Below are 15,129 nucleotides of genomic sequence, written 5' to 3' on the forward strand. Positions count from 1 at the left end.
CCGAGCCAGTCGCGCGCAATCGCCGACTGCTGGAAGTTGCGGGTGGTCTCGATCAGGGTGCGCGGCGCACGCGCAATGTGCTCCGCGCCCTGATTCGTGCCGGTAATCGGCGGGGCCGTGAGCTTGAGGCCCTTTTCGACACCATCCAGACCGGCGGCAATCACGGCGGCCATGGCGAGGTAGGGGTTCACGTCGGCGCCGGGGCAGCGGGTCTCCAGCCGGGTGGCCTTGGGGCTGCCGGCAATCACGCGAAAACTCGCGGTGCGGTTGTCCAGGCCCCAGGTCGGCTTGACCGGGGCCCAGAATCCATCGACCAGGCGCTTGTAGCTGTTGATGGTGGGCCAGATCAGGGGGGCGAATTCCATCATGCAGGCGACCTGGCCGGCGAGGTAGCTCTCGAACAGTTTGCTCATCTTGCGCGGGGCCTTCGCGTCATAGAACAGATTGGTCTTGCCGTCGCCGTCATGGTCCGCGAGGCTCTGGTGAATATGCCCGCTGCAACCCGGCAGCTGCTGATGCGGCTTGGCCATGAAGCTGGGCATGATGCCAAAACCGGCGCCAATTTCCTTGGTACCGGTCTTGAACAGAATCGCGCGGTCAGCCTGCGCCAGCGCTTCGCAAAAACCAATGGCGGCCTCGTAGACACCGGGGCCGGTCTCGGTGTGCAGGCCTTCAATCGGCACGCCAAAGGCCAGCATCTGGTCCATGATGGCGTTGAAGAATTCCCGGTTCTGGTTCACGCGCAGCAATGAGTAGCCAAACATGCCGGGTGTCAGCGGCTCGGGCGCCACGCCTTTTTTGCCGGCCCAGCTGTGCGGCGTTTCCAAAAAGTTGTACCACTCGAACTCCATGCCGGTCATGACCTTGAAGCCCATCTTCTCGGCCCGCTTGAGCACGCGCTTCAGGGTCTGGCGCGGACACAGCGCGTGCGGCGTGCCGTCGGCATTGACGAACTCGCCCAGAAAAAACGGCACGCCATCGTCCCACGGCACATGGCGCGCGGTGTCCAGGTCGAGCCGCGCCAGGGCATCGGGAAAGCCATGCTGCCAGCCGGTCACGCTGGCGTTGTCATAGGGGCTGTCCATCATGTCCCAGCCCAGCACCACGTCGCAAAAGCCGAAGCCGCCGTTCGGGTAGGGTTCGGCCGTGCCCAAAAACTTGTCGCGGTGCAAGTACTTGCCGCGCAGCACGCCGTCCATGTCGCTCACCGCCACCTTGACCTTGGTGGCGCCTGATTGCTGGACGGCCGCGACCGCCGGGTGAAGTCGGGCTAGGGCTTTGGGGCTTGATTTGGTGGCCATGCAGGTCTCCTTGCTTCAGGCGCAGTGTACGGGTGCGGCACACTATTGCCCGCCAGATCAACGAATTAGGTACACACCATGCTCAAGCTCTACACCTTCCACCGCAGTTCGGCCTCGTACCGCGTGCGCATTGCGCTGCACCTCAAGGGCCTGCCGTTTGAAACCATCGGCGTGCATTTGCTGCGCGGCGGCGGAGCGCAGCATGCGGCCGATTACGCACGGCTGAACCCGGCCCATCTGGTGCCCACGCTGATGGCGGGCGACGACGCGCTGGGCCAGTCGCTGGCCATCATGGAGTACCTGGAAGAGGCCTACCCCGAGCCGCCCTTGCTGCCAGCCGAGCCGGTGGCCCGCGCCCGGGTGCGCGCCCTGGCGCAAACCATTGCCTGCGAGATTCACCCGCTCAACAACCTGCGCGTGCTGCACTACCTGGAGCACGAACTGAAGATCGACGAGGCCGCCAAGGCCAACTGGTACCGGCACTGGATCACGCTGGGCTTTACCGCCCTGGAGGCCATGCTGGCCAACAGCCCCGACACCGGCGAGTTCTGCCACGGCAACACGCCCACGCTGGCCGACTGCTGCCTGATCCCCCAGATTGCCAATTCGCGTCGTTTTGATACCCCGCTGGAGGCCTTTCCGCACATCCGGCGGATCGAGGCGGCTTGTCTCGGCTTGAGCGCTTTTCAAAACGCGCGGCCTGAGGTGCAGCCGGATGCGGCGTGAAGAACTGTCCGTTGGCGAATTGCAAATTGCTATCTAAAACGTAGCGGCTTGCGAAGTATCCACGGGGGCTAGCGCCTGATTTTTCTTAAATTGTCGGCTGCCATCCCTGCATCGTCAATCCCGAAAAAACCAAAATCCGGCGTTCACCCACTCGGTCAATTGGCGCACAAACTCCGGGTCTTGCAGGCCGGTCTCCAGCACGGCATCGCTCAGGCTTTCCTGATCGCACAGCGCCACGACCGCCTCCCGGCAAGCCGCGCCAAACTCAAAGCGTTCCCCTTCGACGTAGCAAACGCCTTGCGCCACCGTGGCGTCGACGTAAAAACAGCGCAGGCCGCCGATGCGGATCAAGGGCTGCTGCAGCAAGGTGTTGGCCAAATCCACAATATCCAGCGGCTCCTCCAGGGGCTGCAGATCGAGCGCGCATTTGGTCTTGGACAGAAAGCTGCCGGCAAAATCGGCCATCAAGGTGTCGTCGTCCAGCACGGCTTGCAATTGCGCCTTGATCAGGGCGAAATCGCGCGCGTTGATCTGGCCCTGATGCTGGTGAATCGGCCGCTGCGGATCGCTCAGCAGCGTCTTGCCGAGCTCCTTGTCGATCACATAATCGGCCAGCCCGCTGAGCATGTCGCAGGCCGATTTGGCCCTGAAACCGACCGAAAAACTCATCGACGTCTCCAGCGTCACGCCGTCATGCGGGAAGCCGGGTGGGATGTACAAAATATCGCCAGGCAGCAGCTCCACGTCGATGATGGCCTCGAAAGGCTCGGTATGCAGTAGCGCGGCGTGGGCGGCAAATTGCCGGTGATTGCCCTGGTCGCCCACGCGCCAGCGCCGACGCCCGGACCCCTGGCAAATAAAGACATCGTAGAGGTCGATATGCGGCCCCACCCCGCCGCCGGGCACGGCGTAACTGACCATCACATCATCGAGGCGCCACTTGGGAATAAACGAAAAAGGCTTCACCAGCTCGGCCACTTCGAGCGACCAGTGATTGACCGCCTGCACGATCAAGGTCCAGCCCTCCTTGCCCAAATGTCCGTAGGATTCGAACGGCCCGACCCTGGCCTGCCATTGACCGGCTTCCTTGTAAACCAGGCGCGACTCAACCTCTTCCTCGCAGGCCAGGCCCGCCAATTCCTCGGGACTGATCAGGTCCGAGAAGTGTTGAAAGCCCTGGCGGATCACGACCGGTTTTTGCTGCCAGTAGTGCGCCATGAAGTCGTCAAGGGAGAAGTCAGCCAGGTGAAGTTTCAGCATATGCAGGCCAGTGGAAAAGTGAACACAACAGGAAAGCCAAGCGTCGGCGGCGAAGTATCGCACCGAGAACTGGCGCGGATCAATAGCGACGACTTGTCACAGGTCAGGCTTGGCCTTCAGCACGTAGCCCATAATCGGCCACAAATAATCTCAGGGACGGGATAAGCACAATGGCAACCCTTATACCGGCGCTTGGCGCCTGTTCGTTCGCGACCACGGGCGAGCGGCGACTGGCCGAGCGGATGGAACAAAAGCTGGACGACGACTACCTGCTTTGGTACGACGTGCCCATCGGCCCCAAGCAAACGCACCCCGACTTTGTGGTGCTGCACCCGCGCCGGGGCCTGCTGATTCTGGAAACCAAAGACTGGAAGCTGGAAACCATTCAGCGCGCCACCCGGCAAATGTGGGAGATCATTCCCGACGGCCAGCTCAAAGTGGTGATCAACCCGCTGGCGCAGGCTCGGCATTGCGCCATTCAGGTCGTGAACGCGCTGGAGCGTGACCCGCAGCTGGTGCAGCCCGCTGGCGCACACCAAGGCAAGCTTGCCTTTCCGTGGGGCCACGGCGTGGTCTTTACCCGCATCACGCGCAAACAGTTCGAGTCGGCCGGGCTGGGTGATGCCATCGAGCCGCATTACGTGATCTGCCAAGACGAAATGGAAGAGTCAGCAGACGTCGAAGAATTTCAGCAGCGGCTGTGGAACATGTTTCCCTATGCGTTTGAAAGTGTCCTGTCATTGCCGCAGCTTGAGTCCGCACTCGACCGCGTGCGCTGGATCATGTTCCCCGAAGTGCGCGTGCAAACGCAGGGCGCGCTGTTTGACGACAGCGACGTGGACGCCGAACTGCCCAGCATCATGCGCGTGATGGACCTGCAGCAAGAGCAACTGGCGCGCAGCTTGGGCGACGGCCACCGCGTGATTCACGGCGTGGCCGGCTCCGGCAAAACCATGATTCTGGGCTACCGCGCCGAGTACCTGGCCAAAGCCCACACCGCAGCGGCCAAACCGATCCTGATCCTTTGCTACAACGAGCCGCTGGCCGTCAAGCTGGCGTCCGTCATGGACGCCAAGGGCCTGGCTGACCGGGTCCATGCGCGGCATTTTCACAAATGGTGCCGCGACCAACTGGTGGCGTTTGGGCAAACGCTGCCCGGTGCGGTCAGCCGGGATCAGTACGCGGAAGAACTGGTGCAACGCGTCATCCAGGGCGTGGACCGCAAGCAAATCCCCAGCGGCCAATACCAGGCCGTGCTGATCGACGAAGGCCACGACTTTGCCCCCGAGTGGCTCAGACTGGTCACGCAAATGGTGGACCCGACCACCAACAGCCTGCTGGTGCTGTACGACGATGCGCAAAGCATTTACGAGCGCAGCCGCAGCAAACAGTTCAGCTTCAAAAGCGTGGGCATCCAGGCGCAAGGCCGCACCACGATTCTGAAAATCAACTACCGCAACACCAAACAGATTCTGCAAACCGCCAGCCTGATAGCAAAGGACCTGCTGACGGCCGACGACAAAGACGACGACGGCATTCCGCTGCTCAAGCCCATCAGCTGCGGGCGCGATGGCGAGGCGCCGCTGATCATCCGTTTGCCCAATCTGCGCGCCGAGGCCACCAAGATTGCCGATCTGCTGAACGCCGCGCACCAAGAGGGCCACGCGTGGGGCGACATGGCGGTGATCTGCCGACGCTATGACGAGATGGATGAATGCGCCCAAGCACTGAGGCGCTGGCAACTGCCGCACCAGGTGCGCAAGGGCTCAGGCAGCTTCAACCCGCTGGAGAACACCATCAAGGTGCTGACCATGCACGCCAGCAAGGGGCTGGAGTTTGCGGTGGTGGCGCTGATGGGCGTGGGGCAGATGCCGGCTGCGGGGGAGGACGAGCGGGACGAGGCGCGGCTGTTTTACGTGGGGGCGACGAGGGCGACGCAGCGGCTGGTGATTACGGCGAGTGGGGATGGGGGGTTTTGGCGGAGGTTGGGGTGATGATTTGTGATGTTGATATGGCTCCTTTCGGCCAGAAGCGTGCGCTCAATCCTTTAGAGCGAATTCGCTTTCTGATTGCGCTCAAACAACCAAGAGCTACTTTATTAGAACTGTCGACTAAAGCCTATCGACGATAGGTGTTGGCGAAAATTTCGATGCTAAGTGAACGAAAAGTGAAAAGAATCAAATGATCAAAAATAATCCTGCCGGGTCGATTTGGAGCAAGTGGGACCTCCATGTTCACACACCGTCCTCCATCGTTCATAACTACCCCGGCTCGCCGGATGAAGCATGGGAGCACTTCATAACAGACTTAGAAAAATTGCCGCCTGATTTCAAGGTTATCGGCATCAACGACTACATCTTCGTCGACGGATATGAAAAGGTATTGAAAGCGAAAAAAGAAGGGAGATTGAACAATATTGACCTTATCTTGCCGGTTGTTGAACTGCGACTCGACAAGTTTGCTGGTGTGGTGAAGAAAGACAAGGACGGCACGTTCTCGAAATCGGATTGGAATCGGATCAACCTGCACATCATTTTTGACCAACTCGATCCGGAAATCATTCGCCAGCAGTTTTTGAGTTCCCTCATACAGGGCTATCAGCTCATTCCCGAAAGCGATCAATTTAAGGGGAGATGGCAAGCGGTCATCACTCCTGACAGTCTGACCAAGCTGGGGCAGATGATCATCGATGCTGCGCCTGACGATAAGAAGGCTGGTTATGGAGCGCCCTTGCAGGAAGGGTTTAACAATCTTTGTGTCAGCCTCGATTCCGTTCTCAAGGCACTGGAGCGTCACGATCTGAAGGATCGATTTCTACTCGCGGTAGGCAAGACCGAGTGGGATAATATGAAGTGGGACGACCAGTCAATCGCCGAGAAGCGCAACGTCATTAATTGTGTCGATCTCGTATTCACCGCTTCAGCCAATCCGGCCGCCTATGACAACGCAAAACGGAGACTCTCTGAAGCAAGGGTCTTGGACAAACTGCTTGACTGTTCTGATGCTCATGCGCTAAGCAATTCAGAAAACAAGGACAGAGTCGGCAATTGCTTTACATGGATCAAGGCTGACCCAACCTTCCAAGGTCTTGTCCAAGCAGTGACCGAGTTTGATCAGCGCGTATTCGTGGGCGACACGCCTGAAAAACGCTTGCTTGTGGCAGGCAACCGGAGGAAGTATGTGTCTTCTATTTCCATTAAGAAAAAATCCGGATCACCAATGTCGGACACGTGGTTCGACGTCGACATACCGTTAAATCAGGACCTCGTCGCGATCATCGGGAACAAAGGTAGTGGCAAGAGCGCATTAGCCGATGTCATTGCCCTTGTCGGTGACACAAAGAACTACGAAAGTTTTTCATTTTTAAATGAGAAACGGTTTCGTAATCCCAGGAACAAACTTGCTATGCAGTTCTCCGGCACGTTACGGTGGCAAGACGGAACGGATTCGCAGAAGGATTTACACGAGAACCCCGCGCTCTCCAGCGTAGAGCGCGTGAAGTACCTGCCACAGAACTATCTCGAAACTCTTTGCAATGAACTAGCAGGCAGTGGTTCTACAACATTTGATGGTGAGTTGCGAAAGATTATCTACACCCATGTTCCTGACGAACAGCGTATCGGCTTTCACTCGCTTGATGAGTTGCTGAACTTCAAAATTTCCGAACTTGAACTGGAGCGCAGACAGCTTCTTGATGCCCTGTCAAAGGCCAACGCGGAGATTGTTTCTGTCGAATACCGACTCTCTCCCGAGTTTCGGAAGATGCTGGAACTGCAGCTCGAAGCAAAAAAAGGAGAGTTGACCGCCCTGGAAGGCGCCATGCCAATTCCGGTTGGAGATCCGCATGAATCTGAAATTGCGAAACAGGAAATGGCTACTGCAACATTGCAGCTCACCCAGCTCGAAATGACCTTGAATGCCATTCGCGCAGAAGAACAGACAGCGAGGCAGAGGAAGACGGATGCGGCGAGGGGTGGCGCCCACATGGCCCGCATCCTTCAGACGATCAGGAATCATCAGAAGAACCATGAGCATTTGCTAACGGAACTAGATGCCATGCTCGGCGAGGCGCAATCGGGATTGAAGGCGTCTGAAATCGTGACGTTGACGGTGAACACAGTCGAAATTGAGCAGTTGACTGCGAGGTACAAGATTGAGTCCGCTGCCCAGGACATGTTGTTGTCGGGAGATGGTGAGTCGAGTTTGTCCCGGCGTCGCGAGGCCGGCGAGTCCGCGATCAAATTGATCAAGAGCCAGCTTGGCGAGAAACAGCGGCTTTTTCTTGTTTACAGAGAACACCTCGCACAATGGGAACAAGCCAAGATGGACTTGCAAGGTAGTAAGGACAAAGATAACTCCATCGCGGGGTACACAGCTCAGATCGCCGCGTTGGAGTTGTTGCCCGCGCGACGTACGCAGGCTAGGACTGATCGACTTGGCATTGTTCGCCTACTGCATGAACAGCTAGGCAAGATGGTTGCCGAGTATCGAACTCTCTATCAACCGGTTCAGGGCTTCGTAAAGTCCACGGCCGAAATGGAAATGCCGTTGCCGCTCGACTTCGACGTTCGGATCGCGGAAGAAGGATTTCAGGATAACTTTCTTGGCAGCATCAACCGACAGGCGCGTGGAAGTTTCGCAGGAGTCGATGAAAGCAATTTACTGGTCCGGCGTCTCCTGAAAGAAACCGACTTTATGGACGTCGAGTCGGTCGTCTGTTTCGTGAACAAGGTTGACGATATGCTGCATTTTGATCGCCGTATCGAAGGGCAGAATTCCACGGAGCTGTCGATCACAGATCAATTGCGCAAGGGGAATCGGCCGGATGAGTTGTACGATTTTCTGTTTGGATTCGCTTACCTGAAGCCACAGTATTCTTTGACCTATGACAGGCAGGAAATCAGTCAATTGTCACCAGGAGAACGTGGTCTGCTTCTATTAGTGTTTTACCTTCTCGTCGATAAGGATGACATTCCTTTGGTGATCGATCAGCCCGAAGAGAATCTGGACAACCAGACAATCTACAAAATTCTTGTCAGGTGCATCAAAGCAGCCAAACAGCGTCGACAGGTAATTATGGTCACCCACAACCCGAACCTCGCGGTCGTTTGCGATGCGGAGCAGATCATCTGGGCCTCGTGCGATAAAGCAAACAAACGCTTTTCGTATGTGGGCGGTGCTATCGAGTCGGCGGAAGTGAAAGCACGGGTTATCGAAATCCTTGAAGGCACAGAACCGGCGTTTGTGAACCGGAAGCGCAAGTATGGCCTTTAGGCGCGCTTAAGAACCTCTTGTAAAAAAATGCGATGGCGACGGGCGTTGTTCCCAATTCGCACGTTTTTGTACAACCCCTTTCGCAGCGTGAGGCTGCCTATTTTGATGGAGAACACTATGAAACCGATGAACGCAGTCTGGTTGGCAATAATTTTGACGGGCCTAAGTGGCTGTGGGAACTTGATGCCTATGTCGTCCTCAACTTCCCACCCGGTAGTTGTCGCGTCACCACCACCGCTGCAGCCAACACAACCATCGCCAATGGCAGAGCTACCGATACCGCCTATGCCAACGATGTCACCACCAAAGGCGAGTCCGGTGGTGGAAGCCGGAGACTTCGCGGTGGTCCAGGTATTTTTTGCAACGGACAGATCCCTTACCGGAAAGACTAATGCCGCCCAGAGGTTTGGGGACTTCCCCTCCACCCTGTCCTATGGAACCTGTGAGGTCAGCATTCCGCGTGAGCACCGCATGGGCGAATTGGAGTCACCGTCCATTCTGAAATTCGAATTCCGCGAAAACCCCGCCAAGCACGTGATGCTGCTGGATGCGACCTTACAACCCAAGGACGCGTACTTTGCAGGTCTGGCCGCACGGGTGCGGGTGTCCGCACGAGACAGTGCTTTTGTTTTTGTGCATGGCTACAACGTCAGCTTTGAGGGCGCGGCACGCAGAACGGCACAAATGTCCTACGACCTGGGTTTTGATGGTGCGCCGGTTTTCTATAGCTGGCCATCCCGGGGGCAAACGTTAGCCTACACCATTGACGAGCAAAGCATTGAGCTGGCGGAAGACAACATGAAGGCCTTTCTGTCTGATTTCTTTGCTCGCTCAGATGCCAAAAACGTTTATCTGATCGCCCACAGCATGGGTACCCGCGCATTAACCCGGGCCGTGGCAGCACTCATGACCGAGCAACCCGAGTTACGACCTCGGCTAAAAGAAATCATCCTGGCTGCACCCGACATTGATGCCCGCGTATTCAAGACCCGCATTGCCCCGGCACTTGTCGCGGCGGGTCGACCCGTTACTCTGTACGCATCGTCCAAAGACTTGGCACTGGTTGCATCCAAAAGGGTGCATGGCTACGCACGGGCGGGCGATTCAAAATCCGACTTACTAGTGCTCCCGGGCGTTGAGACGATAGACGCCAGCGCGGTGGACACCAGCTTGCTTGGACACTCGTATTTTGCTGAAGAGAACTCCGTTTTATCAGACCTGTTTTATCTGGTGAAGGACGGCAAGCGGGCCGACGAGCGCTTCCGCCTGCGGGGAGTCAACGGCCCCAGCGGACGATACTGGCAATTCAGAAGGTAGCGTGCGCCATTATCGAATGAGACGATTGGCTCAAACGAGCTGTTGGAGTCAATGATCGACAACTCTGTAAATAGGCTTTGGAATTTGAAAAAACAAATTGCAAAAACGTCGTCAATCTCATTCGCGAGATGGCTTCCTGTTTGGACGCCTTCAACCTGTCTGGATGTGGGTTATGCGAGATGCGCCGCAGCAGGCAAATACCTTTCCATGCAAAATGCGCGAATCAGGGCGCTCATCGCCCGCTCCCCTTCCAAGGAGCTCCAATGACCGATCTGTCCACCTTCCCCATCACCCACAAACGGCCCGCCTAGCATCCCGAGCGGCTGCAGCTCTACTTGCTGCCCACGCCCAACGGCGTCAAGGTGTCGATCATGCTGGAGAAGACCGGCTTGTCTGATTCCGGCCATCCTCACCGCCCGGCCTGATAGCCAGCCGATGCCCGCTGTTCGAATCCGGCGTTTGTCTGCACTTCACCTCTGAGATGCCTTGCTTCGCAAGATTAAAATCATGCGACAAACTCTATGACTTCACCGATATGCAAAACGCGCTTTTCACTATTGGCTACGAAGGCTTGAGCATTGATGCGTTCATTGCAAGACTCCAAGCCGCGCATGTGAAAACCATCGTGGACGTTCGAGAACTCCCCCTGTCGCGGAAAAAGGGATTTTCAAAGTCGGCTTTCAGTTCCGCCCTGTCGGCGCATGGCATCGCTTACTTGCACGTTCCCGCTTTAGGCTGCCCTAAGCCGATTCGCAACCAATACAAAACAGACGCAAACTGGCACACGTACACCAGAGATTTTCTCAAGTACATCAAAACGCAGGACGCCGCGCTGCGCGAGTTGGTCAAAATCGCCCACGCAACTCCGGCCTGTCTGGTTTGTTTCGAGGCGGACTTTTCAATGTGCCACCGCACTTTTGTTGCGCGCGCTGCGCGCCAACTTGGTGGTCCAGTCGTCACCCACCTCACCGCTAGAACAGCCCTGCCTGATTTGGGTTATCAGCAGGCGGCTTAGGCGGGTAAATCACGCTGATCAACAGCCATTGATTGGGGAATCGGTGAATCGTCCCCAGCAAAAACATCAAGTCTTTTGATGGCAGGTCTTGCTCAAGCTTGGCCCGAAACGGGGCTTCCCAGTTGTTACCGTGTATCCGTCTGACCGTCCTGTAGAGCGCGCCGATCTCCCAATCGACCAACTTGTGACGATAAGAAAATGTCTGCCCTTCGACATCGCATTCATAGCGGTAGTGAAAATCAAACGGCAGTTTTTCCAGCAGCCGAATTTGTTTGCCTTCCTCTACCTCGTCGAATAGCTCGGTTTGTTGCTGGAGCCTCAAAAGCTTCTGCTTTTCGGCTTCTGTCCATTCGGTATTCTCAGATTTTTTGATGTCGAGTCCCGTGATTCTGGTGGGGCGCAGCAATGCCAACGTGCCGCCACCCGCTGCTCTGGCGTTTTCTACTTCTGCAAAGTCGGAGAAAACAGGCAATTTCGCAAGCAGTTCGGCACGGTGAGGCCAGCCGAGCTTTCCCGCCGCTAGGCGCTCAGGATCACACTCAATGGTGTCAACAAAAACGCGATGACTTTCAGGCCGGTGATCGTCACGCGCTTTTTCAAAGCGTGCCGTAATCCATTGCCACTTTTTGAATTGTTGGTCGTCCGAAACCAGTCGAAACGGAACGGGATAAAGACGAATGAGCCGACCATCTTCGGTCATTCCTGCCACGCAAGATGTTTCTGCGTACTTGGAACTCGGTGACGGATACGTCTTGCACAGTATGAGAACGCGTTCTATGAACGATGCCATTTTTGTAACTCCCTTTTTTAACCAGTCTTGCGCAGCAACAAACTTGTTCGTGACAAAACAAGTGGACACATCGTACTTCCTATTGATGCAATTGCACGAATTTCTGCAGAGGCCAGTGCATCCTAATTTGCTAGCGGCTCACGCAGGCGGGACGGGGGTTAGCACCTGATTTGGCTTCAAATTAGCGTTATTGCCTCGCGCAGCAAGTCTGCCGTCAGTGGCAAGCCGCGCAACTCAAACGCCGTAATCAAATCCTGCGCGGACCGCGCAGGATTTGTCCAGCGGGCACGCATTTTTTTGATGGCGCTCAACGCAGGTATCTTTTGCAGCTGCAATTGATTCATCAAAAACTCATCAGGGTGCTGGACTTCAATGCCGTAGGGTTGCAGCACTGCTTGCGGAAAATCTTTCGTGTTGAAGGTGACGATAGCGTCCGCGTGGCCAACAATGGCGGCGGCTACGACATGGCGGTCGTCAGGGTCTGGCAATTCGATGCTGTCTGCCAGCTTTTCGTAATGCGTGACCAGACAGTCCGGCACGCTGGTGTTCATCAGCGCGACCACTGCCGGTAGTGTGGCGGCAATGCCCGGCCGGTCTTTGGCCAGATTGCGCGTCCATTCCTCATGAATCGTGGCGCTCCATCGGGCGTGATAGAGGCGTTCTACGGCCAGGCTAAGCAGCGTGTCGCGAAGCAATTGGGGATAGAGGACATTGGCGTCCAAAATTGCCGTGTACCGCGATGAGCCTGCCAATTAAAACTCCAGCCCCAGCTTCTCGGACAGCTTGGTCAGGTCTTGCAGGGCCTGTTCCGACAGCTGCTGCTGCTCGGCTTGGTAGCGCCGCAATTCTTCAAATTCGATGCGGCGGTGGCGGTTGACCTTGCGGCACTTCAATCGATTCGCTTCGATCTCCTTGATGACGAAGGGCCGCGACACGTTCAGGAAGTTGGCCGCTTCTTGGGTCGTCAGCTCGTGCTTTTGCGGCACCAGCAGCATGGGCTCGCGCTTTGCCATTTGCCGCAATATGTCGGCAAAGAACCGCAAGGCGCGCGGCGGCAATTTCAGCACAGGGGTCTCGTGTTTTTGGTCACCATCCGTGCCCACATCAAGGATGACTTCGATGTGATCCGCGTTGGAGTGGTCCAGCGCCGTCATCAGGCATTGATGGGCAACCGCCGCCATTTCGGCTTCGGCTTCATTGGCGGGGTCAAGAACTTCTTGATCTTTCATGGGATTCTCCTTCGCGCACGTGCCATGGACAGGCCCGCAGCTTGGTGAAATAGTACCACCAAATCGAATTAAACGCAGCATTCGAAGTAAACGAATTTTTAATCCGTGTTTTGCACTTGGATGGGTCGCGCTGGGGGTTGACGCCCGCATCAAAGAGGTCCATCGGATAGTTGCGTCGCCTGCCACAGCAGCGACACCGGCGCCGCGTGCAGTTTCTCGTCAAACGGTGTGATGCGGTCATGGTCGTGTAGCACCAGTCCCTGCACAAATTTGTCACCCACTGCCTCTTGCAGTTTGCGCAGGCCGCGCAGGTCTTGCGCTCGCACGGTGGCCGATGCTTTGACCTCAATGCCGATGACGCGCCCGCGCCGGTCTTCCAGCACCAGGTCCACCTCGTCTTGCTCCTTGGTTCGAAAGTGTGAGATGCGCAGCCGCTTCCCGGACCAGGTGGTGAGCTTGAGGACTTCGGACACGACGAAGTTCTCCAGTAGCGGGCCATAGGCGGTGCGGTCTTTTTGCAGTTGGGCGGCGCTGACACCCTGCAGCGCGGCCAGCAAACCGGTGTCCAGAAAATGGAGTTTGGGTGTTTTTGTGAGGCGGCTCACCGCATTGCTGGACCAGGGCGGCAGCTGCCGGGTCAGAAACAGGCGCTCCAGAATGCCCCCATATTTCTGCGCCGTGGGCGTGGTCAGCCCGAGTGCCGCGCCATAGCTGCTGTGGTTGACCAACTGCCCGGCGTGGGCGGCCAGCACGTCGAGCAGGCGCGGCATGCGGTCCAGCTGGTCGATGTTGGCGATGTCGCGCACATCCCGGTCCAGAATGAGCGCCACATAGTCTTGCAGCCAGGCCTGGCGGCGGCTGACACTGGTGCGGCGCAGAGCTTCGGGGTAGCCGCCCTTGAGCACGCAATCCATCAAATCGTCACCCACCAGAGGACTGACCACGCCTGGCAAACCGGCGCCGTCAAACAGACGATCCAACAGGTCGCCCTTTGTTCCCGCCAGTTCGGCCTGGGCGAAGGGAAGTAGGGTAATGACTTCGAGCCTACCCGCCAATGAGTCGGCCACGATAGGCATGGCCATCAAGTTGGTGGACCCGGTCAACAGAAAGCGACCCGGGGTTTGATCTTTGTCCACACTTTCCTTGATGGCCAGCAGCAGGTCTGGCGCGCGCTGCACTTCGTCGATGACGGCTTGCTTCAAGCCACGCACGAACCCAGCGGGGTCTGACCGCGCAGCCGCCAGGGTAGCCGGGTCGTCCAGTGTGAGGTAGGGGCGATCACGGGTCGCATAGAGCCGAGCCAAGGTGGTCTTGCCCGCCTGCCGTGGCCCAACGACCAGTACCACGCGCGTGTCTTGCAAGGCGGTTGCGATCTTGCCCTGAACATGGCGGGTAAGGACGGTGCTGGAGGGGGGCGGGAACGCAGTGGTCATGCGTTGGGATCTAGGGTTGAAGATGTTTGACTAATTAGAACTTAAATTCCGACCAATTTAAATTGATACTTTGTCTAATTTAAATAGACAAGTAGCATTTGAGCGCAATTTTTTGGCGATCAGACGGGTCAACGGGTCATTAGCAGCTCGCCAACCGCGCCTTGGCGGCGTTTGTGGCGCAGCCGGCGGTGGTGCGGGGGCCGGCGTTTCCGGCGCGGTCCTGATTACTCAACCGTGAATTTGCTCCTTATTTAATAGCTTCTCGCGCATACGGGACGAGGGCTAGAGGCCAATTTGGCATATATTTCCCGTCAAACTCACCTCCCACCCATCAAAACCACCCCCCGTCGCCCGAGCAGCGTAGCGTTCAAGCGCCCGTCTCCAGCCGCTACCATCACCCCCCAACACATACAGGGACTCCATGGCATCTGATCTCGTCGCAGTCGAAAACCGCCTTTGGGCGACCGCTGACCAACTTTGGGCCAATACCGGCCTCAAACCCTCCGAATTCTCCACGCCCGTGCTGGGCTTGATCTTTCTGCGCCATGCCGACAAACGCTTCACGCAGGTCGAGGCCGCGCTGACAGCCAAAGGCATCCCGGCCGACGAGCGCGAGGCCATGGACTACCACGCCGAGGGCGTGCTCTACCTGCCGCTGGAGGCCCGCATTTCGTATCTGGTCACCCTGACCGAGAGCGCCAATCTGGGCAAAGCCATTGGCAACGCCATGGCGCTGGTGGAAGAGCACAACTCCGAGCTGCAGGGCGTGCTGCCGCGCGGCTAC

The 15,129-nt window shown here is 57.2% G+C and carries 13 protein-coding genes and 1 pseudogene; 8 read left to right on the top strand and 6 right to left on the bottom strand.

The features are described from left to right. A partial coding sequence (locus tag B3V69_RS19555; protein ID WP_296449121.1) for a glutamine synthetase family protein occupies positions 1 to 1,301 on the bottom strand: 1,301 nt, incomplete at its 3' end. Positions 1,302 to 1,379: 78 nt separating this feature from the next. On the opposite strand from B3V69_RS19555, the gene maiA reads away from it, so the two are divergent. Beyond that, complete coding sequence (gene maiA / locus B3V69_RS19560) at positions 1,380 to 2,027, top strand: maleylacetoacetate isomerase (protein WP_296449124.1); 648 nt, start codon at positions 1,380 to 1,382, stop codon at positions 2,025 to 2,027. 114 nt (positions 2,028 to 2,141) lie between these two features. Here maiA and B3V69_RS19565 read toward each other — a convergent pair whose 3' ends face one another. Further along, positions 2,142 to 3,287 carry a cupin domain-containing protein gene (locus B3V69_RS19565; RefSeq protein WP_296449126.1) on the bottom strand — a complete coding sequence of 382 codons (1,146 nt, stop codon included), beginning with the start codon at positions 3,285 to 3,287 and terminating at the stop codon, positions 2,142 to 2,144. A 170-nt stretch (positions 3,288 to 3,457) separates the two neighbouring features. Here B3V69_RS19565 and B3V69_RS19570 point away from each other — a divergent pair, with 170 nt between their 5' ends. The 6 genes and pseudogenes from B3V69_RS19570 (at position 3,458) to B3V69_RS19595 (ending at position 10,893) form a co-directional block, all read left to right on the top strand. Continuing rightward, positions 3,458 to 5,281: a DEAD/DEAH box helicase gene (locus tag B3V69_RS19570; RefSeq protein WP_296449128.1), complete on the top strand. Its 1,824-nt coding sequence runs from the start codon at positions 3,458 to 3,460 to the stop codon at positions 5,279 to 5,281. A gap of 187 nt (positions 5,282 to 5,468) precedes the next feature. Then, positions 5,469 to 8,561: a TrlF family AAA-like ATPase gene (locus B3V69_RS19575; protein ID WP_296449130.1), complete on the top strand. Its 3,093-nt coding sequence runs from the start codon at positions 5,469 to 5,471 to the stop codon at positions 8,559 to 8,561. 32 nt (positions 8,562 to 8,593) lie between these two features. Continuing rightward, on the top strand, positions 8,594 to 8,953 hold the full coding sequence (locus tag B3V69_RS19580; RefSeq protein ID WP_296449133.1) for a hypothetical protein: 360 nt from the start codon (positions 8,594 to 8,596) through the stop codon (positions 8,951 to 8,953). A 79-nt stretch (positions 8,954 to 9,032) separates the two neighbouring features. Then, on the top strand, positions 9,033 to 9,878 hold the full coding sequence (locus B3V69_RS19585; RefSeq protein WP_296449136.1) for an alpha/beta hydrolase: 846 nt from the start codon (positions 9,033 to 9,035) through the stop codon (positions 9,876 to 9,878). A gap of 263 nt (positions 9,879 to 10,141) precedes the next feature. Next, positions 10,142 to 10,285 (top strand): annotated as a pseudogene (locus B3V69_RS19590) (glutathione S-transferase); the annotation flags it as partial. Positions 10,286 to 10,359: 74 nt separating this feature from the next. Further along, positions 10,360 to 10,893 carry a DUF488 family protein gene (locus tag B3V69_RS19595; protein WP_296449139.1) on the top strand — a complete coding sequence of 178 codons (534 nt, stop codon included), beginning with the start codon at positions 10,360 to 10,362 and terminating at the stop codon, positions 10,891 to 10,893. Here the strand turns inward: B3V69_RS19595 and B3V69_RS19600 are convergent. From B3V69_RS19600 to B3V69_RS19615, 4 genes are all read right to left on the bottom strand, one after another. Further along, positions 10,850 to 11,752, bottom strand: a complete 903-nt coding sequence (locus B3V69_RS19600) for a hypothetical protein (RefSeq protein WP_296449142.1) — start codon at positions 11,750 to 11,752, stop codon at positions 10,850 to 10,852. The genes B3V69_RS19595 and B3V69_RS19600 overlap by 44 nt on opposite strands. 107 nt (positions 11,753 to 11,859) lie before the next feature. Beyond that, positions 11,860 to 12,435: a PIN domain-containing protein gene (locus B3V69_RS19605; protein ID WP_296449146.1), complete on the bottom strand. Its 576-nt coding sequence runs from the start codon at positions 12,433 to 12,435 to the stop codon at positions 11,860 to 11,862. Continuing rightward, a complete protein-coding gene (locus B3V69_RS19610) occupies positions 12,436 to 13,062 on the bottom strand; it encodes a helix-turn-helix domain-containing protein (protein ID WP_296449148.1) in 627 nt (208 codons plus the stop codon). After that, positions 13,062 to 14,345, bottom strand: a complete 1,284-nt coding sequence (locus B3V69_RS19615; protein ID WP_296449151.1) for an ATP-binding protein — start codon at positions 14,343 to 14,345, stop codon at positions 13,062 to 13,064. Before B3V69_RS19615 ends, B3V69_RS19610 begins: the two co-directional genes overlap by 1 nt. Positions 14,346 to 14,766: 421 nt before the next feature. Between B3V69_RS19615 and B3V69_RS19620 the strand changes: the two genes are divergently transcribed. After that, positions 14,767 to 15,129 (top strand): type I restriction-modification system subunit M N-terminal domain-containing protein (locus tag B3V69_RS19620; RefSeq protein WP_296449153.1); only part of this gene is annotated, 363 nt, incomplete at its 3' end.

The organism is Rhodoferax sp. UBA5149 (genome assembly GCF_002413825.1).
In the GTDB taxonomy this organism is placed as follows: Bacteria; Pseudomonadota; Gammaproteobacteria; order Burkholderiales; family Burkholderiaceae_C; genus Rhodoferax.

What these genes read in the sequence shown, in the direction of transcription:
- maiA (WP_296449124.1), top strand. Translation starts at nt 1,380, where the DNA reads ATGCTCAAGCTCTACACCTTCCACCGCAGTTCGGCCTCGTACCGCGTG.
- B3V69_RS19615 (WP_296449151.1), bottom strand. Translation starts at nt 14,345, where the DNA reads ATGACCACTGCGTTCCCGCCCCCCTCCAGCACCGTCCTTACCCGCCAT.
- B3V69_RS19580 (WP_296449133.1), top strand. Translation starts at nt 8,594, where the DNA reads ATGGCGACGGGCGTTGTTCCCAATTCGCACGTTTTTGTACAACCCCTT.
- B3V69_RS19575 (WP_296449130.1), top strand. Translation starts at nt 5,469, where the DNA reads ATGATCAAAAATAATCCTGCCGGGTCGATTTGGAGCAAGTGGGACCTC.
- B3V69_RS19570 (WP_296449128.1), top strand. Translation starts at nt 3,458, where the DNA reads ATGGCAACCCTTATACCGGCGCTTGGCGCCTGTTCGTTCGCGACCACG.
- B3V69_RS19610 (WP_296449148.1), bottom strand. Translation starts at nt 13,062, where the DNA reads ATGCGGGCGTCAACCCCCAGCGCGACCCATCCAAGTGCAAAACACGGA.
- B3V69_RS19595 (WP_296449139.1), top strand. Translation starts at nt 10,360, where the DNA reads ATGCCTTGCTTCGCAAGATTAAAATCATGCGACAAACTCTATGACTTC.
- B3V69_RS19565 (WP_296449126.1), bottom strand. Translation starts at nt 3,287, where the DNA reads ATGCTGAAACTTCACCTGGCTGACTTCTCCCTTGACGACTTCATGGCG.
- B3V69_RS19585 (WP_296449136.1), top strand. Translation starts at nt 9,033, where the DNA reads ATGGGCGAATTGGAGTCACCGTCCATTCTGAAATTCGAATTCCGCGAA.